The organism is Streptomyces sp. NBC_00090, from assembly GCF_045160815.1.
Classification (GTDB): Bacteria; Actinomycetota; Actinomycetes; order Streptomycetales; family Streptomycetaceae; genus Streptomyces.
In genome coordinates this window covers 1082171-1107561 of record NZ_CP108224.1, presented here as the reverse complement: position 1 = coordinate 1107561, position 25391 = coordinate 1082171, and the positions used below count along the sequence as shown (strand labels likewise).

General features: G+C 72.7%; 3 protein-coding genes and 1 pseudogene. All 4 read right to left on the bottom strand.

What is annotated here, in order from left to right; translation table 11 throughout:
- Positions 1-92: 92 nt before the first annotated feature.
- Entirely contained in the window at positions 93-1553 is a 1461-nt protein-coding gene (locus OG361_RS04780; RefSeq protein ID WP_405852003.1) for an MFS transporter, read from the bottom strand.
- Positions 1550-7795, bottom strand: a pseudogene (locus tag OG361_RS04775) (type I polyketide synthase); the annotation flags it as partial. The gene OG361_RS04780 and the pseudogene OG361_RS04775, both read right to left, overlap by 4 nt.
- A gap of 73 nt (positions 7796-7868) precedes the next feature.
- Positions 7869-18584 carry a type I polyketide synthase gene (locus OG361_RS04770; protein ID WP_405862077.1) on the bottom strand — a complete coding sequence of 3572 codons (10716 nt, stop codon included), beginning with the start codon at positions 18582-18584 and terminating at the stop codon, positions 7869-7871.
- A gap of 151 nt (positions 18585-18735) precedes the next feature.
- Positions 18736-25386, bottom strand: a complete 6651-nt coding sequence (locus OG361_RS04765) for a type I polyketide synthase (protein ID WP_405852002.1) — start codon at positions 25384-25386, stop codon at positions 18736-18738.
- Positions 25387-25391: the final 5 nt, after the last annotated feature.

Here is a 25391-nt window from a genome sequence, read left to right as displayed (position 1 = left end):
TCCGCCCGCCCCTGCGCACAGGTGCGGATCAGGTACGGATCTTTGGGTGTGGTGCGGGGTGGAGTGCTGCGGGGTGGAGTGCTGCGGTGCGGTCAGGGCCTGGCCGGGGCGGGGGCGGGGGCGGGGGCCGGGGCCGGGGCGGGGGCGGGTCCCCGGTCGGTTCCGATGAGGAGCATGGCCAGGCCCCCGGCCAGTCCGCAGCCCGCCATGAACAGCCAGGTGGTGTGGAACTCGGCCAGCGCGGGCCGGGCGCCGAGGACGGCCGCGACCACGGCCACCCCCAGGGCGAGGCCCACCTGCCGGCACATCGACATCAGGGCCGTGCCGGTGGCGAAACGCTCCGGCGGCAGCGGCAGCGTCGCCGCCCCCGACAGGCTGGGCAGGACCAGCCCCGAGCCGATGCCGGCGACGATGCCCGCCGGGAGGAACGCGGAGGCGTAGTCCGGGCCGACGGCCGTCGCGGCGGCCCACCAGACTCCTCCGACGGCGAAGAGGACGCTGCCGGCGAATCCGACCCATCGGGCACCGTAGCGGGAGGCGAGGATTCCGCCGGGGACCGCACACACGGCCGCCATCAGCGGCCCGGGCGCGATCTCCATCCCGGCCCGCAGGACGGAGTGCCCCCAGACCTGGGTGAGGAACAGGGTGGAGCCCAGGATCATCGCGCCGAAGCCGGAGAAGAACAGCAGCGTGGCGAGATCCCCGAAGGCCACCGAGCGGATGCGCAGGACCGCCGGTTCCACGACGGGCGAGGGGTGGCGCAGGATCCGCCGCACGCTGTACGCGAGACCGACCGCACCGGTTCCGGCCAGGGCGAGCACCCGGACACTGTCCCAGCCCCACACCTCGCCCTGCACGATCGCGGCGACCACGGCCGCGATGGTGGCGGCGAGCACCAGCGCGCCGGTCACGTCCGGGGCCGAGCGGCTGCTGTCGCGGATCTCGGGAAGCACCCGCCAGGCCACGAGGACGGCGACGAGCCCGAGAGGCAGGTTGACCAGGAACACCCAACGCCAGTCCGCCTGGACCAGGAGGCCGCCCACGGGCGGTCCGGCCGCGGCGGCCGCGCCGCCCATCGCGGCCCACAGTCCGACCGCGGCGCCGCGCTTCTCCGCCGGGAACAGCGGCAGCATCAGCCCGAGCGAGCTGGGCAGCATCATTGCGCCGCCGACGGCCTGCGCGATCCGGGCTGCCACCAGCACACCGAGCGAGGGGGCGAAGGCACAGGCCGCCGAGGCCGCCGTGAACAGCACGAACCCGGCGATGAAGGCCCGCTTGCGGCCGGACCGGTCGGCCCAGGACCCCGCGGGCATCAGCAGCGCGGCGAAGGCGATCGCGTACGCGCTGAGTACCCAGGAAAGGTCGCCGAGCGTGGAGTCCGGGAAGGACCGGGCCAGCTCCGGGAAGGCGATGTTGACGATGAAGAGGTCCAGGGAGGAGACGAAGACCCCGGTGAGGACCACGGCGATCGACAGCCCCCGCCGGGCGGCGAGGACCTCCGGTACCGACCCGGAGGCAGGCGCCGCCGGGGCGGTGGTGTGGTGCAGGCTCATGCCTTGATCCACCTTTCCGTAACGTCCGCCGTGTCCGCGGCGGCCGACTCGATCAGGGCGAAGTGGTCGGCGGTGACTTCCACTTCGTCGTCCGCGATCTCCCAGGCCGGCCAGGACTGCCCGGTGTCACCGAGGAGTTCACCGGCGCGGATGAGGAGGCTGCGGGAGGTGATCCGGGCAGCCGGGCGTTCCGTGAGGAGCCTCATGTACGTGCCCATGGAGAGCCAGTTGGCGTCGTCGACGACGATGGCCGCGTCCTCGCGGCTCAGGATCTCCGTCATCACCATCGAGAAGACCCGGTCGGTCTCCTCCTCGCCGTCCGGGGTGGGAGTGTCGATCATCACCACGGGCACCGGGGAGTCCCCGGAAGCCTCGAACCGGGCCGCGAGGGAGTGGGCGACCACCCCGCCGATGGAGTATCCGACGAGGACGAAGGGGTCCTCGCCCACGGCGTGCCGGATCGCCTGTTCGAGGACCTCGATGGCCGCCTCCCAGCTGGCGGGTGCGGGCTCTCCGCCGCGGAATCCGGGCAGGGTGCAGACGTAGACGTCGCGCCGGCCCTCGAACCGGGCCGCGAACCGCATGAACTGGTGCGGGCCCGAGCCGACCACGAAGGACGGAACGCAGACGATCTTCAGTCGCTTCTCGTCCTCGCCGGCCCCGTGGCGGACGACGGCCGTGGGGTCGTCCGGGGTCCCGTCCGCTGTCCCGTCCGCGGCGACGGTGTCCGGGGCGGCGGTGTCCGGGGCCGACCTGGCCGCGAGTTGGACGACGTATCCACTGGTGTCCCCGAGCTCGGCCGCAGAGGCGAACGAGTCCTGGAACCGCGAGGCTTCGAACAGCAGCGGCACCGTGTGCCGGATCGAGCCCGAGGTGTGTGCGTGGCGCAGCAGGGTCCCCAGAGTGCCCAGGCCGGACCGGTTTTCCGCACGGCTCTGCGCAGTTGACGCCACGGCCCCCGGGACCTCGCCGAAGGCTGCCGCGGTGGTGATGGTGTCGCCGATTTCGGTGAGGAGGTGGTGGGCGACGGCGGTGGGGGTGGGGTGGTCGAAGACGAGGGTGGAGGGGAGTCGGACTCCGGTGGCCTGGGTGAGGCGGTTGCGGAGTTCTACGGCGCCGAGGGAGTCGAAGCCGAGGTCCTTGAAGGCGCGTTCGGGGTCGACGGTTTCGGGTGTGGTGTGTCCGAGGACGGCTGCGACGTGGGTTTGGACGAGTTCGATGGCGATGCGTTCGCGGTCTTCTTCGGTGGCGGTGGCGAGTTGCCGGGCGAGTGATCCGGTGTCGGGTGTTGTGTGGTGGGTGGGTTGGGCGGGGGTGCGGACGAGTCCGCGCAGGAGTGCGGGCAGCATCCCGGCACGCGCCTGCGCCCGCAAAGCCCCCGCATCCAGGCGCACGGGAACGGACAGGTGGGTGTCCGTGCGCCGTACCGCCTGGTCGAAGAGCTCCACACCCTGGTCGGCGCTGAGGGCACCGACACCGGCGCGTTCGAGGCGGGCCAGTTCTGTTTCGTCGAGGGTTCCGCCCATGCCGCCGGCTTCGGCCCACAGGCCCCAGGCGAGGGAGGTGGCGGGGAGTCCGGCTGCCCGGCGCCGGGCGGCGAGGGCGTCGAGGGTGGCGTTGGCGGCGGCGTAGTTGCCCTGGCCGGGGCTGCCGATGAGGGCGGCCACGGAGGAGAACAGGACGAAGGAGGACAGGTCCAGGTCGGCGGTGAGTTCGTCGAGGTGGAGTGCTGCCTCGGCCTTCGGACCCAGTACACGGGCGAGTTGGCCGGGGGTGAGCGACTCGATCGTGGCGTCGTCGAGGACTCCGGCGGCGTGGACGACGGCGGTGAGCGGACGCTCCAGGTTGCCGATGATCCGTGCCAGTGCGTCCCGGTCGGTGACGTCGCAGGCGGCGACGTCGACGTGTGCGCCCAGCTCGGTCAGTTCCGCGACGAGTTCGGTGACGCCTTCGGCGGTGGTCCCGCGGCGGCTGAGGAGCAGGAGGTGTCGGGCTCCGTAGCTGCGTACGTAGTGCTTCGCGAAGAGGGCGCCGAGGCCGGCGGTGCCACCGGTGATCAGGACCGTGCCCTCCGGATCCAGGATCGGATGTGGGGTGGGTGCGGCTGTGTTGGCGCGGGCGACGCGGGGGGCGAGGGTGTGGCCGCCGCGCAGGGCGAGCTGAGGCTCGTCGAGGCCGGCGAGTGCGGCCCAGTCGGGGGTGGTGGTGTCGGTGTTGTCTTCGAGGTCGATGAGGAGGATGCGGTGGGGGTGTTCGGACTGGGCGCTGCGGACGAGTCCCCAGATGGGGGCCTGTGTGAGTTCGGGGGCTTCGCCTTCGGCTGTGGCGATGCCGTTGCGGGTGGCGATGACCAGGCGGGCGTCGGCGAAGGCGTCGGTCGCCAGCCACTCCTGGAGCAGGGCGAGGGCCCGCTCGGTGACCTCCCGGACCGTGGCGTCGGCGGAGTCCACCACCGAGACCACCAGCTCCGGTACCGGCTGCCCGGCAGCCACCGCGGCGCCGAGCGCCGCCAGATCCCCGTACTCCCCGCCCAGCACGGTGACGTCGGTCCTCACCGTGTCACGGGAGGCGCGTACGGCCGTCCAGTCGATTCGGAACAGAGAGTTCTGCCGACCGCCCTGGGCCGCCTCCAGCTGTTCCCGGCTCACTGGGCGGAAGGCGAGCTTCGCCACGCTGACGACGGGCTCGCCCTGCTCTCCGGCGACGTCGACACGGAGCGCGTTCTCGCCGGCCGATCCGATCCGGACCCGGACCCGGGCCCGCCCGGTCTCGCCGAGACGTACGCCCGCCCATGAGAACGGCAGTCCGACCGAGGGCCCGTCGCCCTGGAGCAGCCAGTCCAGACCGCTGTGCAGGGAGGCGTCGAAGAGAGCGGGGTGTATGCCGAATCCGCCGGCGGTCTCGGCGTGCCCCTCGGGCAGGGCGACCTCGGCGTAGACCGCGTCCCCGGCACGCCAGGCGGCCCGCACGCCCTGGAAGGCCGGACCGTAGTCGAATCCGATGCCGACGAGGCGGTCGTACAGTGCTTCGGCCGTGAAGGGCTCCGCCCCGGCAGGCGGCCACTGCGCCGCCCAGACCGCAGACTGCTCCACCTCGGCGGACAGGGTTCCGCGGGCGTGGCAGGTCACTTCGCGACCCTCGTCCTCCGCACCGTCCTCGGAGCGCGAGTAGAGGGCGACTTCACGTCGGCCGTCCGGGGCGCTCTCGCCCACGACGACCTGGAGCTGAACGGCAGTGTTCCCGTCCAGCAACAGCGGCGCCTCCATGATCAGTTCGTCGAGTACGGGCGTCCCGGCGTGGTGTCCCGCGGCGAGCGCAAGCTCCACCAGCGCGGTGCCGGGGACGATGACGGTCCCGAGGACGACGTGGTCCTCGACCCAGGGCTGGCTGCCGGCCGAGATGCGGCCGGTGAACAGCCACTCGTCGCGGTCGCCGACCTGAGTGCAGGCGGCGAGCACCGGGTGGTCCACCTGCCCGAGCCCGGCCGCGCTGAGGTCTCCGGCCCCGCTGTCCGGCGAGAGCCAGTAGTGCTCGTGCTGGAAGGCGTAGGTGGGGAGGCTGATGTGGCGGGCGCCGGTGTTGGCGTAGTAGGTGTGCCAGTTGATGGGGATGCCGGCGGTGTGGGCGTGGCCGAGGAAGGCGGCGAAGGTACCGGTCTCGGGCTGGCGGGCGCGCAGGGCCGGGGTGAGGACGAGGTTGCTTTCGTCTTCGTCTTCGAGGATGTGGCGGGTGAGTGCGGTGAGGATGGCGTCGGGGCCGAGTTCGAGGTAGCGGGTGACGCCTTGGTGGTGGAGGGTGCGGATGCCGTCGTGGAAGCGGACTGCGTTGCGGACGTGCTGGACCCAGTACCCGGGGTCGGTCAGCTCGTCGGTGACGAGGTCGCCGGTGACGTTGGAGACGACGGCGGTGCGCGGAGGGTGGAACGTGAGGCCTTCGGCGACCTTCCGGAACTCGGCGAGCATGGGTTCCATGCGGGGGGAGTGGAAGGCGTGGCTGACCCGCAGGCGGGTGGTCTTGCGGCCGAGCTTGTCCCAGTGGGGGAGCCAGGTGTCGAGGGCGTCGAGGTCGCCGGAGACGACGATGGAGCGCGGTCCGTTGACGGCTGCGATCTCCAGGCGGCCTTCGTACCCGGCCAGTTGTTCGGTGACCTCGGATTCGTCGGCCTGGATGGCGGCCATGCCGCCGCCGGCGGGCAGGTTGCCCATGAGGCGGCCGCGGGCGGCGACGAGGGTGCAGGCGTGGTTGAGGGAGAGGACTCCTGCGACGTGTGCGGCGGCGATCTCGCCGACGGAGTGGCCGATGAGGTAGTCGGCACGGATGCCGAGGGATTCGACCAGCCGGTACAGGGCGACCTCGATGGCGAAGAGGGAGGTCTGGGTGTACTCGGTGGCGTTCAGGGTCGTGTCTGGGGCGGCGAGGAGTTCACGCAGGGAACGGCCGAGCAGCGGATCGAGCTCCGCGCACACCTCGTCCAGCGCGGCAGCGAACACGGGGTAGGCGGCGGCCAGTTCCAGACCCATACCCGCGCGCTGCGCACCTTGCCCGGTGAACAGGAACGCGGTCTTGCCACCCACCGGACGGCCCTGGGACACCCCCGGGCCCGGCTCTCCGGCGGCCAGACCGGCGAGCCCGGCGAGCAGCTCCTCGCGGTCGCCGGCGACGACGACACCGCGGTGTTCCAGCTGGGCGCGGGTGGTGGCCGCGGAGTATCCGACATCCAGCAGCCCGGACTCAGGCCGGGTGCTCAGGTGCGCCCGCAGGCGCTCCGCCTGCGCACGCAGCGCGGGTACGGACTTCGCCGACACCACCACTGGAACAGCGGGGAGTTCCTCGCGGGAGATCGCCACGGGCTCCGCGGAGGCCGGAGCCTCCTCCAGGATCACGTGCGCATTCGTGCCACTCACACCGAACGAGGACACGCCCGCGCGACGGAGGCGGCCTTTGGTGGCGGGCCAGGGCTCCGCCTCCGTGAGGAGGCGGGCCTCCCCGGCCTCCCAGTCGATGTGGGAGGAGGGCTCGTCCACGTTGAGGGTGGCGGGGAGGAGGCTGTTCCGCATCGCCATGACCATCTTGATCACGCCCGCGACGCCCGCGGCGGCGGAGGTGTGGCCGATGTTGGACTTGATGGAGCCGAGATGGAACGGGCCGTTCTCACGGTTCTGGCCGTAGGTGGCGAGCAGGGCCTTGGCCTCGATGGGGTCGCCCAGGCGGGTGCCGGTGCCGTGGCCTTCGACCGCGTCGACGTCGCTGGGGGTGAGTCCGGCGTTGGTGAGGGCCTGGCGGATGACGCGTTCCTGGGCGGGGCCGTTGGGGGCGGTCATTCCGTTGGAGGCGCCGTCCTGGTTGATGGCGCTGCCGCGCAGGACGCCGAGGATGCGGCGGCCGTTGCGCTGGGCGTCGGACAGGCGTTCCAGGACGAGCAGGCCGAGGCCGTCGGAGAAGCCCGTTCCGTCCGCGCCCTCCGCGTACGACTTGCAGCGTCCGTCCTCGGCCAGACCGCGCTGGCGGCTGAACTCCGTGAGCAGGAACGGGCCGGACAGGATCGTGACGCCGCCCGCGAGGGCGAGGGAGCATTCGCCGGAGCGCAGGGACTGCGCCGCGAGGTGCAGGGCGACCAGGGAGGAGGAGCAGGCGGTGTCGATGGACACGGCCGGGCCCTCCAGGCCCAGGGTGTAGGCGACGCGGCCCGATACGACGCTGGTGGTGGCGCCGGTCAGGCGGAAGCCCTCCACCTCGGGGAGCCCGCCCGCAGGGACGACCCCGTAGTCCGAGGTGCCCACGCCGACGAACACGCCGGCGTCGGTGCCGCGCAGCGAGGTCGGGTCGATGCCGGCCGCCTCCAGGGCCTCCCACGCGGCCTCGAGGGTGTGACGCTGCTGCGGGTCGATGGCGAGGGCCTCGCGCGGGCTGATCCCGAAGAAGCCCGCGTCGAACTCGTCCACGCCCGACATGAACCCGCCGCCGCGGGTGTACACCTTGCCGAGCTGCTCCGGATCGGGGTCGTACAGGTTCTCGAGGTCCCAGCCCCGGTCGTCCGGGAGGGGAGAGATCGCGTCCCGGCCCTCGGCGACGAGCTGCCACAGCTCCTCGGGCGAGGTGACCCCGCCCGGGTAGCGGCAGCTGATGCCGATGATCGCGAGCGGTTCCCCGGCGCGGTCCTCGTACGCCTGGAGCCGGGCCCGGGCCTCGCTGAGGTCGGCCGCGACCCGCTTGAGGTACCGGACCAGCTTCTCCTGCTGGAGATCGCTTTCTTCGCTGCTCATCTTCTCTTCCCCCTGGTCGTCATGAAGTTGCCGGTTTCCGTTGCCTGGCCCGTCACAGCGCTCCGAACTCCGCGTCGATGAGGTCGAAGACCTCGTCCGCCGTGGTGGCCGCGCCGAACCGCTGAGCCGCCGGCTGTTCCGACTCGCCGAAGGACGCCAGCAGCGTCCGCAGCCGCGCCGCGACGCGCTGCCTGTCCTCCTCCAGGACCTCGGTGAGTGCCCGTTCGAACTTCCTCAGTTCCCGGTCGATCACCGGCTCCGCCGGGGCGGTGGTGATGGTGTCGCCGATTTCGGTGAGGAGGTGGTGGGCGACGGCGGTGGGGGTGGGGTGGTCGAAGACGAGGGTGGAGGGGAGTCGGACTCCGGTGGCCTGGGTGAGGCGGTTGCGGAGTTCTACGGCGCCGAGGGAGTCGAAGCCGAGGTCCTTGAAGGCGCGTTCGGGGTCGACGGTTTCGGGTGTGGTGTGTCCGAGGACGGCTGCGACGTGGGTTTGGACGAGTTCGATGGCGATGCGTTCGCGGTCTTCTTCGGTGGCGGTGGCGAGTTGCCGGGCGAGTGATCCGGTGTCGGGTGTTGTGTGGTGGGTGGGTTGGGCGGGGGTGCGGACGAGTCCGCGCAGGAGTGCGGGCAGCATCCCGGCACGGGCCTGCGCCCGCAGCGCCGCCGTGTTCAGACGTACGGGAACCAGCGCAGCGGAGTCGAGCTGGTGCGCCCCGTCGTACAGGGCCAGGCCCTGCTCGGCGGAGAGGGCGCCCACTCCCATGCGCTCGAGTCGGGCGAGCTCCGCCGCGTCCAGGCCGGCGCCCATGCCGCCGGCTTCGCCCCACAGGCCCCAGGCGAGGGAGGTGGCGGGCAGGCCCCCGGCCCGGCGGCGGATCGCCAGGGCGTCGAGCGTGGCGTTGGCGGCGGCGTAGTTGCCCTGGCCGGGGCTGCCGATGAGGGCGGCCACGGAGGAGAAGAGGACGAAGGAGGACAGGTCCAGGTCGGCGGTGAGTTCGTCGAGGTGGAGTGCTGCCTCGGCCTTCGGGCCCAGTACGCGGGCGAGTTGGCCGGGGGTGAGGGACTCGATCGTGGCGTCGTCGAGGATTCCGGCGGCGTGGACGACGGCGGTGAGCGGACGCTCCAGGTTGCCGATGATCCGTGCCAGTGCGTCCCGGTCGGTGACGTCGCAGGCGGCGACGTCGACGTGTGCGCCCAGCTCGGTCAGTTCCGTGACGAGTTCGGTGACGCCTTCGGCGGTGGTGCCGCGGCGGCTCACCAGCAGGAGGTGTCGGGCTCCGTACGCCTTCACGTAGTGCTTGGCGAACAGTGCGCCCAGACCACCCGTACCACCGGTGATCAGGACCGTGCCCTCCGGGTCCAGGCACCGGGTCACCGCACCGGTGGCCGGGGCTTGCGCCCGGCCGAGACGCGGTACGCGGACCTCCTCGCCACGGACGGCGAGCTGAGGCTCGTCCAGGCCCGCGAGCGCGGACCAGTCCACGGCCGCCGCGTCCACGGCGTTCTCGACGTCCACGAGCAGGAAGCGGTCGGGGTGTTCCGACTGGGCGCTGCGCACCAGGCCCCACACCGGTGCCTGCGCCAGCTCCGGGACCTCGGCGGCGGTCACGGCGACGGCCTTCCGGGTGGCGACGACAAGGCGGGCTCCGGCGAGTGCGTCGGCCGCCAGCCACTGCTGGAGCAGGGTGAGGGTCCGCTCGGTGACCTCCCGGACCGTGGCGTCGGCGGAGTCCACCACCGAGACCACCAGCTCCGGTACCGGCTGCCCGGCAGCCACCGCGGCGCCGAGCGCCGCCGGATCCCCGTACTCCCCGCCGAGGACCACGATCCGGGCGTCCGAGCCGGACTGCGGGGCCGGTACGGCCGTCCAGTCGACGCTGTACAGCGGTGCCGCTCCCGAGCGGCGCAGGTTGTCCAGGTTCGCGGGGTCGACCTCACGGAAGGCCAGCGTCTCCACCCGGCCCACACCGAGGACGTCCACGCTCAGGGCGGAGTCGCCGCCAGAGGCGATCCGGACCCGGACCTGCTGCCCGGCCGTCCCGGTCAAGCTCACACCCGACCAGGAGAAGGGCAGCCGGGCCTTGGAGCCCGAACCCCGGTCGAGCCAGGACAGCCCGCCGTGCAGGGAGGCGTCGAAGAGGGCGGGGTGCAGGGCGAAGCCGTCCGCGGAGGTCGCGTCGGGCAGTGCCACCTCGGCGAAGACGGCGTCATCGCCGCGCCAGGCGGCTCGCACGCCCTGGAAGGCCGGGCCGTAGTCGAACCCGAGCTCCGTCAGACGGCCGTACAGATCGTCGACGGAGACGGGCTCCGTCTCGGCGGGCGGCCACTCGGTGGGCTGCCAGGCGGGCTTCGCCTGCGCGTCAGCCGGAACGAGAGTGCCACGGCCGTGGCACACGGCCTCCTGCTCCTCGTCCTCGCCCGACTCGGGGCGGGTGTAGAGGGCAACCTCACGGCGGCCCTCCGCGTCCGGCGTGCCGAGGGTGACCTGGAGGCGCACGGCGCCCTCGTCCAGGATCAGCGGCGCCTCCATCACCAGTTCCTCGAGTACGGGGCTGCCGGCGTGCGTGCCCGCGGCCACGGCCAGCTCGACGAAGGCGGTGCCGGGCACGATGACCATGCCCAGGACGCCGTGGTCCTGTACCCACGGAGCCGACTCCCGCGAGATGCGGCCGGTGAACAGCCATTCGTCACGGTCGCCGACCTTGACGGCGGCGGCGAGCAGCGGGTGCCCGAGCTGCCCGAGCCCGGCCGCCGTGAGGTCTCCGGCCCCGCTGTCCGGCGAGAGCCAGTAGTGCTCGTGCTGGAAGGCGTAGGTGGGGAGGTCGATGCGTGTGGCGCCGGTGTTGGCGTAGTAGGTGTTCCAGTTGATGGGGATGCCGGCGGTGTGGGCGTGGCCGAGGAAGGTGGCGAAGGTGTCGGTCTCGGGCTGGCGGGCGCGCAGGGCCGGGGTGAGGACGAGGTTGCTTTCGTCTTCGTCTTCGAGGATGTGGCGGGTGAGCGCGGTGAGGATGGCGTCCGGGCCGAGTTCGAGGTAGCGCGTGACACCTTCGCGGTGGAGGGTGCGGATGCCGTCGTGGAATCGGACGGCACTGCGGACGTGCTGGACCCAGTACCCGGGGTCGGTCAGTTCGTCGGTGACGAGGTCGCCGGTGACGTTGGAGACGACGGCGGTGCGCGGCGGGTGGAACGTCAGGCCTTCGGCAATCTTCTGGAACTCGGCGAGCATGGGTTCCATGCGCGGGGAGTGGAAGGCGTGACTGACCCGCAGGCGGGTCGTTTTGCGGCCGAGCTTGTCCCAGTGGGGGAGCCAGGTGTCGAGGGCGTCGAGGTCGCCGGAGACGACGATGGAGCGCGGTCCGTTGACGGCTGCGATCTCCAGGCGGCCTTCGTACCCGGCCAGTGCTTCGGTGACTTCGGATTCCTCGGCCTGGATGGCGGCCATGCCGCCGCCGTCGGGCAGGTTGCCCATGAGGCGGCCGCGGGCGGCGACGAGGGTGCAGGCGTCGGGGAGGGAGAGGACTCCTGCGACGTGTGCGGCGGCGATCTCTCCGACGGAGTGGCCGATGAGGTAGTCGGCGCGGATGCCGAGGGATTCGACCAGCCGGTACAGGGCGACCTCGATGGCGAAGAGCGAGGTCTGGGTGTACTCGGTGGCGTTCAGGGTCGCGTCTGGGGCGGCGAGGAGTTCACGCAGGGAACGGCCGAGCAGCGGATCGAGCTCCGCGCACACCTCATCGAGCGCGGCAGCGAACACGGGGTAGGCGGCGGCCAGTTCCAGACCCATACCCGCGCGCTGCGCACCCTGCCCGGTGAACAGGAACGCGGTCTTGCCACCCACCGGACGGCCCTGGGACACCCCCGGACCGGGCTCACCGGCGGCCAGAGCCGCGAGCCCGGCAAGCAGCTGCTCCCGGTCGCCCGCCACGACCACGGCCCGCTGCTCCAGCTGCGCGCGCGTCGTCACGGCCGAGAGCCCGGCGTCGAGCAGGCTCGCCTGGGGCCGCTCCGCCAGATGCGCCCGCAGCCGCTCCGCCTGCGCACGCAGCGCGGGCACGGACTTCGCCGACACCACCACCGGAACCGGCGGGAACTCCTCGCGGGAGATCGCCACGGGCTCCGGGGAGGCCGGGGCCTCTTCCAGGATCACATGGGCGTTGGTGCCGCTGATGCCGAAGGACGAGACGCCGGCCCGACGCGGGCGTTCCGCCGTGGACTTCCATTCCTCCGCCTCGGTGAGCAGGCGGATCTCCCCGGCCTCCCAGTCGATGTGGGAGGAGGGCTCGTCCACGTTGAGGGTGGCGGGCAGGAGGCCGTTCCGCATCGCCATGACCATCTTGATCACGCCGGCCACACCGGCGGCCGCCGAGGCGTGGCCGATGTTGGACTTGATGGAGCCCAGGCGGAGCGGTCCGTTCTCGTGCCGCTCCTGGCCGTAGGTGGCCAGCAGTGCCTGCGCCTCGATCGGGTCGCCGAGCCGCGTGCCGGTGCCGTGACCCTCGATGGCGTCGACCTCGGTGGGAGCGACGCCCGCGTTGGCGAGGGCCTGGCGGATGACGCGTTCCTGGGCGGGGCCGTTGGGGGCGGTCATTCCGTTGGAGGCGCCGTCCTGGTTGATGGCGCTGCCGCGGACCACGCCGAGGATACGGCGGCCGTTGCGCTGGGCGTCGGACAGGCGTTCCAGAACGAGCAGGCCCAGGCCGTCGGAGAAGCCCGTACCGTCCGCGCCCTCCGCGTACGACTTGCAGCGGCCGTCCTCTGCCAGACCGCGCTGGCGGCTGAACTCCGTGAGCAGGAACGGGCTGGACATGATCGTGACGCCGCCGGCGAGGGCCAGGGAGCATTCGCCGGAGCGCAGCGCCTGGGAGGCGAGGTGCAGGGCGACGAGCGAGGAGGAGCAGGCGGTGTCGATGGACACGGCCGGACCCTCCAGGCCCAGGGTGTAGGCCACACGTCCGGACAGCACGCTGGCCGTGGTGCCCGTGAGCCGGAAGCCGTCGAGTTCCTCGGGGGCCCGGGAGGCGTAGTCGGTGGCCACGACCCCGCAGAAGACGCCGGTGTCGGTGCCGTGGAGACGCGTCGGGTCGATGCCCGCGTTCTCGAACGCTTCCCAGGCGGCTTCGAGGGTGAGGCGCTGCTGCGGGTCGATGGCGAGGGCCTCGCGCGGGCTGATCCCGAAGAAGCCCGCGTCGAACTCGCCGACGCCCGACATGAACCCGCCGCCGCGGGCGTAGAGCGTGCCCGGCCGCTCGGGGTCGGGGTCGTACAGGTTCGCCAGGTCCCAGCCGCGGTCGTCCGGGAGCGGGGTGATGGCGTCGCGGCCTTCGGCGAGGAGTTGCCAGAGTTCCTCGGGCGAGGTGACTCCGCCCGGGTAGCGGCAGCTCATGCCGACGATGGCGAGCGGCTCGTCGTCGACGGGCTTGCGGGCGGCACGGGCCGTCGGACGGGTCTCGGCGGTCTCCACCGCACCGGCCTGGGTCAGCAGGAACCGGGCCACCGCCAGAGAGGTGGGGTGGTCGAAGACGAGGGTGGAAGGCAGACGGAGATCGGTGGTCTGGGTGAGCCGGTTGCGGAGTTCCACGGCGCCGAGCGAGTCGAAGCCGAGCTCCTTGAAGGCGCGTTCGGGGTCCACACCGGCCGGTGACGCGTGCCCCAGGACGGCCGCGACCTGGGTGAGTACCAGGTCCAGCGCCAGGCGGAGCCGGTCCTCCTCCGCGACGGCGGCGAGGCGCTGGGCGAGGGAGCCGCCGGCGGGCTGGGTGCGGCGTGCGGGTATGCGGACGAGTCCGCGCAGGAGTGCGGGGAGCATGCCGGAGCGGGCCTGGTCGCGCAGGGCCGGCTGCTCGAGGCGTACGGGTACCAGGAGTGGGGAGTCTAGACGGAGTGCGGCGTCGTAGAGCTCGAGGCCTTGTTCGGCGGAGAGGCCGCTCATACCGGCGCGTTCGAGGCGGGCCAGTTCTGTCTCGTCGAGGGTTCCGCCCATGCCGCCGGCTTCGGCCCACAGGCCCCAAGCGAGGGAGGTGGCGGGCTGTCCGGCTGCCCGGCGGGCAGCTGCGAGAGCGTCCAGAGCCGCGTTCGCGGCGGCGTAGTTGCCCTGGCCGACACCGCCCAGGAGAGCGGAGACGGAGGAGAAGAGGACGAAGGAAGACAGGTCGAGGTCGGCGGTGAGCTCGTCGAGGTGGAGTGCTGCCTCGGCCTTCGGGCCCAGTACGCGGGCGAGTTGGGCGGGGGCGAGGGTTTCGATGGTGGCGTCGTCGAGGACTCCGGCGGCGTGGACGACGGCGGTGAGCGGACGCTCCAGGGAGCCGATGATCCGTGCCAGTGCGTCCCGGTCGCTGACGTCGCAGGCGGCGACGTCGACGTGTGCGCCCAGCTCGGTCAGTTCCGTGACGAGTTCGGTGACGCCTTCGGCGGTGGTGCCGCGGCGGCTGAGGAGCAGGAGGTGTCGGGCTCCGTAGCTGCGTACGTAGTGCTTCGCGAAGAGGGCGCCGAGGCCGGCGGTGCCACCGGTGATCAGGACCGTGCCCTCCGGGTCCAGGGCGGGGGCCGCCGACCGGTCGGAGGTGACGGCTGCGCGGGCCAGCCGGGGTACGAGGACCCGGTCCTCGCGGAGTGCGAGCTGCGGGTCCCCTTCCAGCGCGGCGAGCGACACCCAGTCGAGGTCCGCCTTGCCGGCGGCGTGCTCGTCCAGGTCCACGAGGACGATGCGGTCCGGGTGCTCGGACTGGGCGCTGCCGACCAGACCCCAGGCGGCGGCCTGGCTCGGATCCGCGGTCTCGCCCACGGCGGTCGCGACGGCCCGGCGGGTGGCCACGATCAGGCGGGAGCCGGTGAGGGCCTCGGTGGCCAGCCACTGCTGGAGCAGACCGAGGACGTGCTCGGCGGTCTGCCCGAGCGTCGCGGCGGTCCGGCCGGAGCCCGTCGGGTCGATGACTGCGACGACGGCGTCCGGGACCGGCGCGCCGGCGGTCACCGCGCGGTCGAGCTCGGCCGGGTCGGCGTACGTCCCGCCGAGGACCTCGACGCGGGTGGTGGCCTCCGACCGGCGGGGTGCGGGAACGGTCGTCCAGTCCACCCGGTACAGCGGCGACGCTCCGGAGCGGCGGGCGCCTTCCAGCTGGGCCTGTTCGACCGGGCGCGCCACGATGGAACGTACGGAGACGACGTGGTCCCCGGCAGCGTCGACGGCGTCCAGGCGCAGTGAGGCATCGCCGATCGAGACGACACGGACCCGCAGCCGGGTCTCGCCCAGCCGGTCGAGCCGGGCGCCGGACCAGCTGAAGGGCATCCACTGGCGGCCGCCCTCGCCGTCGTTCAACAGGACGGCGCCGCTCTGCAGGGCCGCGTCGAGGAGCGCCGGGTGCATCCCGAAGTCCCGGGCGGTCGCGTCGACGTGCTCGTCCGCGAGGGAGACCTCGGCGTACACGGTGTCGCCGTCACGCCAGGCGGCGCGCAGCCCCTGGAAGACCGGGCCGTAGTCGTAGCCGATCTCGGAGAGACGGGAGTAGAGGGTGTCGACCGGCAGGGCCGTGGCACCGGCCGGCGGCCACTGGGCGGGCCAGGCCGCGGGGGCCTCGACGCTCGGGGCGAGGGTGCCGCGAGCGTGGCAGGTGGCCTCCGGGGCCTCCCCGTCCTCGGTCCGGGACGCGTCACGGGCCTCGGGCCGGGTGTAGACGGCGACCTCCCGGCGTCCGTCCTGGTCCGGCTCCCCGACCGTGACCTGTACCTGAACCGACTCGCCCTCCTGGAGGAGCAACGGGGCTTCGAGGACGAGCTCTTCCAGGACGGGCGTGCCGGTGTGGCGGCCCGCGGCGAGGGCGAGCTCGATGTGGTTCGTGCCGGGCACGACGATGTTGCCGAGGAGTACGTGTTCGGCGACCCAGGGCTGAGCGTCGGTCGAGATGCGTCCGGTCAGCAGCCACTCGTCGCGGTTGCCGACCTTGACGGCCGCGGCGAGGACGGGGTGACCGAACCTGCCGAGACCCGAAGCCGCCGGATCGTGAGAACCGGAGCTGGGCGCGATCCAGTACCGGTCGCGCTGGAAGGCATAGGTGGGGAGAGTGATGCGTGTGGCGCCGGTGTTGGCGTAGTAGGTGTGCCAGTTGATGGGGATGCCGGCGGTGTGGGCGTGTCCGAGGAAGGCGGCGAAGGTGTCGGTCTCGGGCTGGCGGGAACGCAGGGCCGGGCTGAGGACGAGGTTGTCTTCGTCTTCGAGGATGTGGCGGGTGAGCGCGGTGAGGATGGCGTCCGGGCCGAGTTCGAGGTAGCGCGTGACACCTTCGCGGTGGAGGGTGCGGATGCCGTCGTGGAAGCGGACTGCGTTGCGGACGTGCTGGACCCAGTAGCCGGGGTCGGTCAGTTCGTCGGTGACGAGGTCGCCGGTGACGTTGGAGACGACGGCGGTGCGCGGCGGGTGGAAGGTGAGGCCTTCGGCGACCTTCTGGAACTCGGCGAGCATGGGTTCCATGCGGGGGGAGTGGAAGGCGTGGCTGACCCGCAGGCGGGTGGTTTTGCGGCCGAGCTTGTCCCAGTGGGGGAGCCAGGTGTCGAGGGCGTCGAGGTCGCCGGAGACGACGATGGAGCGTGGTCCGTTGACGGCTGCGATCTCGAGGCGGCCTTCGTATCCGGCCAGTTGTTCGGTGACTTCGGATTCGGTGGCTTGGATGGCGGCCATGCCGCCGCCGGCGGGCAGGTTGCCCATGAGGCGGCCGCGGGCGGCGACGAGGGTGCAGGCGTGGTTGAGGGAGAGGACTCCTGCGACGTGTGCGGCGGCGATCTCGCCGACGGAGTGGCCGATGAGGTAGTCGGCGCGGATGCCGAGGGACTCGACCAGCCGGTACAGGGCGACCTCGATGGCGAAGAGGGAGGTCTGGGTGTACTCGGTGGCGTTCAGGGTCGTGTCTGGGGCGGCGAGGAGTTCACGCAGCGGACGATCCAGGAGCGGATCGAGCTCCGCGCACACCTCGTCCAGCGCGGCAGCGAACACGGGGTAGGCGGCGGCCAGTTCCAGACCCATACCCGCGCGCTGGGCACCCTGTCCGGTGAACAGGAACGCGGTCTTACCACCCACCGGACGGCCCTGGAACACCCCCGGACCGGGCTCACCGGCGGCCAGAGCCGCAAGCCCGGCAAGCAGCTCCTCCCGGTCACCCGCCACGACGACACCGCGGTGCTCCAGCTGCGCGCGGGTGGTGGCCGCGGAGTATCCGACATCCAGCAGCCCGGACTCAGCTCGGGTGCTCAGGTGCGCCCGCAGGCGCTCCGCCTGCGCACGCAGCGCGGCCTCATCGCGGCCGCTCAAGATCACCGGAAGCGCGGCCGGCCCGTTCCCGGTCTCGGTGCTGGCGGTCTCGGCAGTCTCGGCGGACCCAACAGTCCCAGAGGTCCCAGCGGTCCCAGCGGCCCCCGTGGTCCCCGTGGTCTCGGCGGGCGTGCCGGCCGGGGGCTCCTCGAGGATCAGGTGGGCGTTGGTGCCGCTGATACCGAAGGAGGAGACGGCCGCGCGGCGCGGGCGGCCCTCGGCGGCGGGCCACGGCTCGGCCTCGGCCAGCAGGCGCACCTCACCCGAGGCCCAGTCCACATGTGGGGACGGGGCATCCACGTGGAGGGTCGCGGGCATGGTGTCGTTCTGCATCGCCATGACCATCTTGATCACGCTGGCGACACCCGCGGCGGCGGAGGTGTGGCCGATGTTGGACTTGATGGAGCCCAGGCGGAGCGGGCCGTTCTCGCGACCCTGGCCGTAGGTGGCCAGCAGTGCCTGCGCCTCGATCGGGTCACCGAGGCGGGTGCCCGTACCGTGGCCGTCGACGAGGTCGACGTCCTTGGCCTCGAGTCCCGCGTTGGTGAGGGCCTGGCGGATGACGCGTTCCTGCGAGGGGCCGTTGGGGGCGGTGAGGCCGTTGGAGGCGCCGTCCTGGTTGACGGCGCTGCCGCGGATCACGGCCAGGACGCGGTGGCCCTTGCGGCGGGCTTCGGAGAGGCGCTCCATCACGACCAGACCGACCCCGTCGGAGAACCCCGTACCGTCCGCCCCGGCCGCGTACGGCTTGCAGCGGCCGTCGGCCGCGAGGCCGCGCTGACGGCTGAATTCGACGAGGAGGAAGGGGCCGCCGAGCACGGTGACGCCGCCGACCAGGGCGAGGGAGCATTCGCCGGAGCGCAGGGACTGGGCCGCGAGGTGCATGGCGACGAGGGAGGAGGAGCAGGCGGTGTCGATGGACACGGCCGGACCCTCCAGGCCCAGGGTGTAGGCGACGCGGCCCGATACGACGCTGGCGGTCTTGCCGGCGAGCCGGAAGCCCTCCAGGTCGGTCGTACTCTCGCCACCGTATTCGGAGGACACCGTTCCGCAGAACACTCCGGTGTCCCCGCCGCGCAGCGAGGTCGGGTCGATGCCGGCGTGTTCCAGGGCCTCCCAGGCGGCTTCGAGGACGAGCCGCTGGGTGGGGTCGGTGGCGAGGGCCTCGCGCGGGCTGATCCCGAAGAAGCCCGCGTCGAAGTCACCGACGCCGTCGACGAAGCCGCCGCCGGTGGCGTACACCTTGCCGGTCTGCTCGGGGTCGGGGTCGTAGAGGTTGGCCAGGTCCCAGCCGCGGTCGTCCGGGAGCGGGGTGATGGCGTCGCGGCCTTCCGCGACGAGCTGCCACAGTTCCTCCGGCGAGGTGACCCCGCCCGGGTAGCGGCAGCTCATGCCGACGATCGCGATCGGTTCCGTCGACTGGGCGAGGAGCCGCCGGTTCTGGAGGCGGAGGCGCTCGGTCTCCTTCAAGGACTTGCGGAGCGCCTCGATGAGGTCCTTCTGATCTGCCATGGGTGTTAGCGCTCCTCGTGCGGTCGTGCTGTGGCTGCCGCCGAGGCCGTGACGGCCGGGGCTGTCAGCGGGCGTGCGGCTGCCGCCCGGGCCGTGATGGGTGCGGTGCTCACGCCGAGTCCTCCTGCGTCATGCGGATGAGGGCCTCGACGTCCATCTCGTCGATGGACTCGGAGTCCTCGGCGGTCTGCTCGGTCTCCTCCGGGTCGCCGACGGCGAGTTCGAGGAGGACGTCGAGCAGGCCCGCGGAGCGCAGCCGGCCGAGCGGGATGGCGGCGAGAGCCTCCCGGATCCGGTCCTCCTCGGAGGACTGGTGTCCGGTCGCGGCGACGCCTTCGGTGGCCAGAGGGACCAGGTAGCGGGTGACGGCGGCCGGGTTCGGGTGGTCGAACACCAGGGTGGTGGGCAGCCGCAGGCCCGTGGCCTGGGTGAGGCGGTTGCGCAGTTCGACACCGGCGAGGGAGTCGAACCCGAGGCTCTTGAAGGCCCGTTCGGCCTCGATGGCATCGGGTGAGGAGTGTCCGAGTACGGCCGCGACCTGGCCGCGTACGAGGTCCAGTACGACGCGCTCCCACTCCTCCGGCGGTACCGCGGCCAGGGTCTGGGCGAGCGAGGCCGTGCCGGAGCCGGAGCGGCGGGCGGGCACCTTGGCGAGCCTGCGCAGCAGTCCGGGCAGCAGGCCGGCCCGGGCCTGGGTGCGCAGGGCCGCCTGCTCCAGGAGTACGGGCACCACGAGCGCGGCGTCCGACTTCTGGGCCTGGTCGAAGAGTTCCAGGCCGAGCTCGTTGGAGATGGCGCCGAATCCCATGCGCTCCACGCGGGCCAGTTCGGCCGCGTCGAGGTCGCCGGTCATGCCGGTGGCATCGGCCCACAGGCCCCACGCCTGAGAGGTGGCGGGCAGGCCGAGGGCGCGGCGGTGGGCGGCGAGGGCGTCGAGGGTGGCGTTGGCGGCGGCGTAGTTGCCCTGGCCGGGGCTGCCGATGAGGGCGGCCACGGAGGAGAACAGGATGAAGGAGGAGAGTTCCAGACCGGCCGTCAGCTCGTGCAGGTGCAGGGCCGCGTCCACCTTGGGGCGCATGACACGGTCGAGCCGCTCGGGGGTGAGGCCCTCCAGCAGCCCGTCGTCGAGCACGCCCGCGGCGTGGATCACGGCGGTCAGGGGGTGTTCGAGTGCGCCGATGAGGTGGGCGAGTTCGGTGCGGTTGGTGACGTCGCAGGCGGCGATGTCGACGTGTGCGCCGAGCTCGGTCAGTTCTGCGGCGAGTTCGGGTGCGCCTTGGGCGGCGGTGCCGCGGCGGCTGAGGAGCAGGAGGTGCTTGGCTCCGTAGGTCTGTGCGTAGTGCTTGGCGAACAGTGCGCCCAGACCACCCGTGCCGCCGGTGATGAGGACGGTGCCGTCGGGGTTGAAGGGGGTGGGGACGGTGAGGACGATTTTGCCGGTGTTGCGGCCTTCGCGGAGGTGGCGGAAGGCTTCTTGTCCGCGTCGGACGTCCCAGGTGCGCAGGGGTGCGTGGGTGAGGGTGCCTTGTTCGAAGAGGGTGACGATCTCTTGGAGCATTTCCTGGATGCGGTCGGGGCCTGCTTCGAAGAGGTCGTAGGAGCGGTAGTGGACTCCGGGCCATTGTTTGGCGATGACCTCGGGGTCGCGGATGTCGGCCTTGCCCATTTCGATGAAGCGGCCGCCGTGGGGGAGGAGGTCGAGGGTCGCGTCGACGAATTCGCCTGCGAGTGCGTCGAGTACGACGTCGACTCCGTTGCCGTTGGTGGTGTTGAGGATGTGTTCGCGGAAGGTGAGGTCGCGGGAGTTGGCGATGTGGTCGTCGGTGATGCCGAGGGCGCGGACGGCGTCCCATTTGGGGGTGGAGGCGGTGGCGAAGACTTCGGCGCCGAAGTGGTGGGCGAGTTGTACGGCGGCCATGCCGACGCCGCCCGCGGCCGCGTGGACCAGGAGGCGTTCGCCGGCGCGCAGGCCGGCGAGGTCGACCAGACCGTAGTACGCGGTCAGATAGACCACCGGGACGGCCGCACCCTGCGCGAAGGTGAACCCTTCGGGCATCGGGACGATCATCCGGCGGTCGGCGATCGCGACCGGTCCGAACGCGTCGAGCACCAGGCCCAGCACGCGGTCGCCCGGTGCCAGGTCGGTGACTCCGGAGCCGACCTCGAGGACCACGCCGGCGGCCTCGCTGCCGAGCGGGGCCTCACCGGGGTAGAGACCCAGGGCGATCAGTACGTCGCGGAAGTTCAGGCCCGCGGCCCTGACCCCGACCCGCACCTCGTGGACCCCGAGCGGACGGTCGGCGTCCGAGGACATCAGCGCCAGCCCCTCCAGCGAGCCCTTGCGCGCCACACCCAGCCGCCAGGTGTTCCCGGCGAGGGCGGAGAGCTCGGCACGGCCCAGCTGGGGTACGAGGGGTTCGCCCGCCCGGACCGCGATCTGGGGCTCGTCCAGGGAGGTCAGCGCCGCCCAGTCGAGTTCGTTCTCCTCGGCCCCGGCGACCTGGTCGCCCTCGGAGTCGAGGTCGATCAGGCCGAACCGTCCCGGGTGCTCGGACTGCGCGCTGCGCACCAGACCCCACACGGGGGCCTGCGCCAGCTCGGGCGCCGAGCCGTTCGCGGCGACGGCACGCCGGGTGACCACGATCAGGCGGGAGTCGGCGAGCGGCGCGGCGGCCAGCCACTGCTGGAGCAGACCGAGGGCGCGGGCGGCGCTCGCGTGCACGGCCTCCGCGGTGCTGCTTCCGGCATCCGTCGCGTCGGCCGCCGGGTCGGTGTCCAGGGCGGCGAGGACCGTCCCGGGTACCGGGGCCCCCTTGGCGAGGGCGTTCTCCAGGGCCGTCAGGTCCGGGTAGCGGTCCCACTCCGCGGGGGCCGCGGCGAGCTCGCCGAGGACGCAGACACCACCCTGCTCGGCGGCCGGGGCGCCGGCCGAGGCCGGGACGGGCAGCCAGTCGAGCTGGTAGAGGGAGTTCTGGCCGCCGCGCTGGGCGGACTCCAGCTGGGCCAGGTCCACGGGCCTGAAGGCCATCGTCTCCACGGTCAGCAGCGGTGCGCCGTTCTCGTCGGCGAGGGCGATGCGCAGCGCGGAGTCCCCGGCGGGGCTGATACGCACCCGGGCACGGGTGACGCCGGCCGCGGTGCCGGTGATGCCGGCGCGGACGCCGGACCAGGAGAACGGCAGATCGGCGGTGGCGCCGGGCTCCTTGTCGAGGAGGCCGCCGTGCAGGGCGGCGTCCAGGAGGGCCGGGTGGAGGACGAAGCCCTCGGTGCGCGCGTCCTCCGGCAGGGCGATCTCGGTGCAGATGTCGGAGCCCGCCTTCCAGGCGGCGCGGACGCCCTGGAAGAGCGGACCGTAGTCGTAACCGGCCTCGGCGAGGCGGGCGTAGAGGGTGTCCACGGCGACGGGCCGGGCTCCGGCGGGCGGCCAGGCGGCGGGGAACGCGGGGGCCGGTTCGGCGTCGGCGGTGAGCCAGCCGCGGGCGTGGCGGGTGACCGGGCGGTCCCCGTCCTCCCCGGAGGTTTCGGAGCGCGAGTAGACGACCAGTTCACGGCGGCCGTCCTCGCCGAGGCGCCCCACGGTGATCTGGAGCTGCCGGGCGGAGTCCTCGTCGAGGACGAGCGGAGCCTCGAGCACGAGATCGTCGAGCACGGGCGTGCCCGCCTGGCGGCCCGCGGTGAGGGCGGCCTCCACCAGGGCGGCGCCGGGCAGCAGGACCGTACCGAGGACGGCGTGGTCCTCGGTCCAGGGCTGCGAGGTACGGGCGAGACGACCGGTGAAGATCCACTCGTCACGGTCGCCGACCTGGACGGTGGCGGACAGCAGCGGGTGGTCGAGGCGGCCGAGTCCGGCCGCGGTGGCGTCGCCGGTGCCGGTGCCGGGGGTCAGCCAGTACCGCTCGCGCTGGAAGGCGTAGGTGGGGAGCTGGACGCGCTCGGCACCCGTACCGGCGAAGAAGGTGTGCCAGTCGATGGCGGCCCCGCCGACGTGGGCCTCGGCGAGGGACGTGGCGAAGCGGGCCGGGCCGCCCTCGCCGCGGCGCAGCGAGCCGACGGACCGGACGCGCCCGGCAGCGTCGAGGTCCTGGACGATCTCGTCGACGGCCATGGTGAGGACGGGGTGCGGGGAGAGCTCGACGAACAGCTTCGCGCCGTTGCCGACGAGGGCGCGGACGGCGGGCTCGAAGCCGACCCGGCCGCGGAGGTTGCGGTACCAGTACGCGGCGTCGAGCTCCGCGGTGTCGAGGAAGTCGCCGCGGGCGGTGGAGTAGAAGGGGATCGTGCCGCTGCGCGGGGCGACCGGGGCCAGGAGCTGCAGCAGCTCCTCCTGGATGCCCTCGACCTGCACGGAGTGGCTGGCGTAGTCCACGGGGATGCGGCGGGCGCGGGCCCCGTCCTGCTCGCAGGCCGCCTGGAGTTCGTCGAGCGCGGCGGGCTCGCCCGCGACCACGACGGTGCCGGGGCTGTTGACCGCGGCCACCGAGATCCGGCCGTCGAACCGCTCCAGATACTTCTCGACACGGTCCACGGGCAGCAGGACCGACATCATCCCGCCCTGCCCGGCGAGGCGTTCGCGTACGGCACGGCTGCGCAGGGCCACCACACGGGCGGCGTCGTCGAGGCTGAGGCCGCCCGCCACGTAGGCGGCGGCGATCTCGCCCTGGGAGTGGCCGACGACGGCGGACGGCTCGACGCCGTGGGAACGCCACAGCTTCGCCAGGGACACCATCACGGAGAACAGCGCGGGCTGGACGACGTCGACGCGCTCCAGCGTCGGCGCGCCGGGGGCACCGCGCAGGACCTCCTCGAGGTCCCAGTCCACGTAGCGGGCGAGGGCCTCGCCGCACGCGGCGATCTCCTCGGCGAACACGGGCGCGGAGTCGAGGAGTTCGACGGCCATCCGCTCCCACTGGGAGCCCTGGCCGGGGAAGACGAACACGGTCTCGTCGCCACCGGAGCGGCCCTGGAAGACGTGGCCGGCGGGCTCGGCCGCGGACAGCGCGGCCAGCCCGGCCAGCAGCGCGCCCCGGTCGGTGGCGACGACGGCGGCCCGGCGCTCCAGGTGGGCGCGGGTGGTGGCCTGCGAGAAGGCCACGTCGCTCACGGAGAGCGCCGGCTCGGCGATCAGATGGGCGCGCAGCCGGTCGGCCTGGGCGCGCAGGGCGGCCTCGCTGCGGGCGGAGACCAGGACGGGCACGGCGGGCAGCTCACGGGCGGGAGCGACGGGAGCCTCCGGGGCGGCGGCCTCGGCCACGGCGTCCGTACCGGCCGTGCCCGCGGTGCTCGCCGTCTCCGGCTGCTCCGTCAGCGCCGGGGGCTCCTCGAGGATCACGTGGGCGTTCGTGCCGCCCACGCCGAAGGAGGAGATGCCTGCGCGGCGGGGGTGGTCTTCGGTGGCGGGCCAGGGTTCGGCCTGGGTGAGGAGTCGTACGTCGCCGGCGGTCCAGTCGATGTGCGGGGAGGGTGCGTCGACGTGGAGGGTGGCGGGGAGCGTTTCGTGCTCCATGGCCTTGACCATTTTGATGATGCCGGCGACGCCCGCCGCGGCCTGGGTGTGGCCGATGTTGGACTTGATGGAGCCCAGGCGGAGCGGTCCGTTCTCGTTCCGCTCCTGGCCGTAGGTCGCGAGCAGCGCCTGCGCCTCGATGGGGTCGCCGAGCGGGGTACCCGTGCCGTGCCCCTCGACGACATGGACGTCGGAGGTGGCGAGTCCGGCGTTGGACAGGGCCTGGCGGATGACGCGTTCCTGCGAGGGGCCGTTGGGCGCGGTGAGCCCGTTGGAGGCGCCGTCCTGGTTGACGGCGCTGCCGCGGATGACGCCGAGGACCCGGTGGCCGTTGCGGCGGGCGTCGGACAGGCGTTCCAGGACGAGCAGGCCGGCGCCCTCGGCCCAGCCGACGCCGTCGGCTCCGGCCGCGTAGGCCTTGCACAGTCCGTCCGGGGAGACCCCGCGCTGGCGGCTGAACTCGATGAACACGTTCGGGCGGGCGAGGACGGTGACGCCGCCGACCAGCGCGAGGGAGCAGTCGCGGGCCCGCAGGGACTTGCAGGCGAGGTCCACGGCGACCAGAGAGGAGGAGCAGGCGGTGTCCACGGACACGGCCGGGCCTTCGAAGCCGAAGGTGTAGCTGAGCCGTCCGGAGGCGACGCTGCCCGCGGAGGCGATGGTCATGTACCCCTCGATCTCCGCGCGCCGGTCGCTCTGCTGGGCGACGAAGCCGTAGTCCTGGTACATCACCCCGCAGAAGACACCGGTGTCACTGCCGCGCAGCCCCGTGATGTCGATGCCGGCATCCTCGAACGCCTCCCAGGCCGTCTCGAGGAGGAGACGCTGCTGCGGGTCGACGGCAGCGGCCTCGCGCGGGGCGATCCCGAAGAAGGCGGCGTCGAAATCGGCCGCACCCTCGACGAATCCGCCTTCGCGGGTGTACGAGGTGCCCGCGTGGTCGGGGTCCTCGTGGAAGAGCCCCTCCACGTCCCAGCCGCGGTCCTGCGGGAACTCGGAGATCCCGACCCGCCCCTCGGCCACGAACTTCCAGAGCTCGTCGGGAGAGCTCACCCCGCCCGGGTAGCGGCAGCCCATCCCGACGATCGCGAGCGGCTCGGCAGCGCGGTCCTCGTACTGCTTGAGGCGGGCCCGGGTCTCGTTCAGGTCGACGGCGACCCGCTTGAGGTACCGGACGAGCTTTTCCTGCTGCTGATCGTTGCCTGCGGCGCTCACTGCGCTGTCCCCCTGGATGGTCGTCTGGTACTGCGTGTTCATGCGTG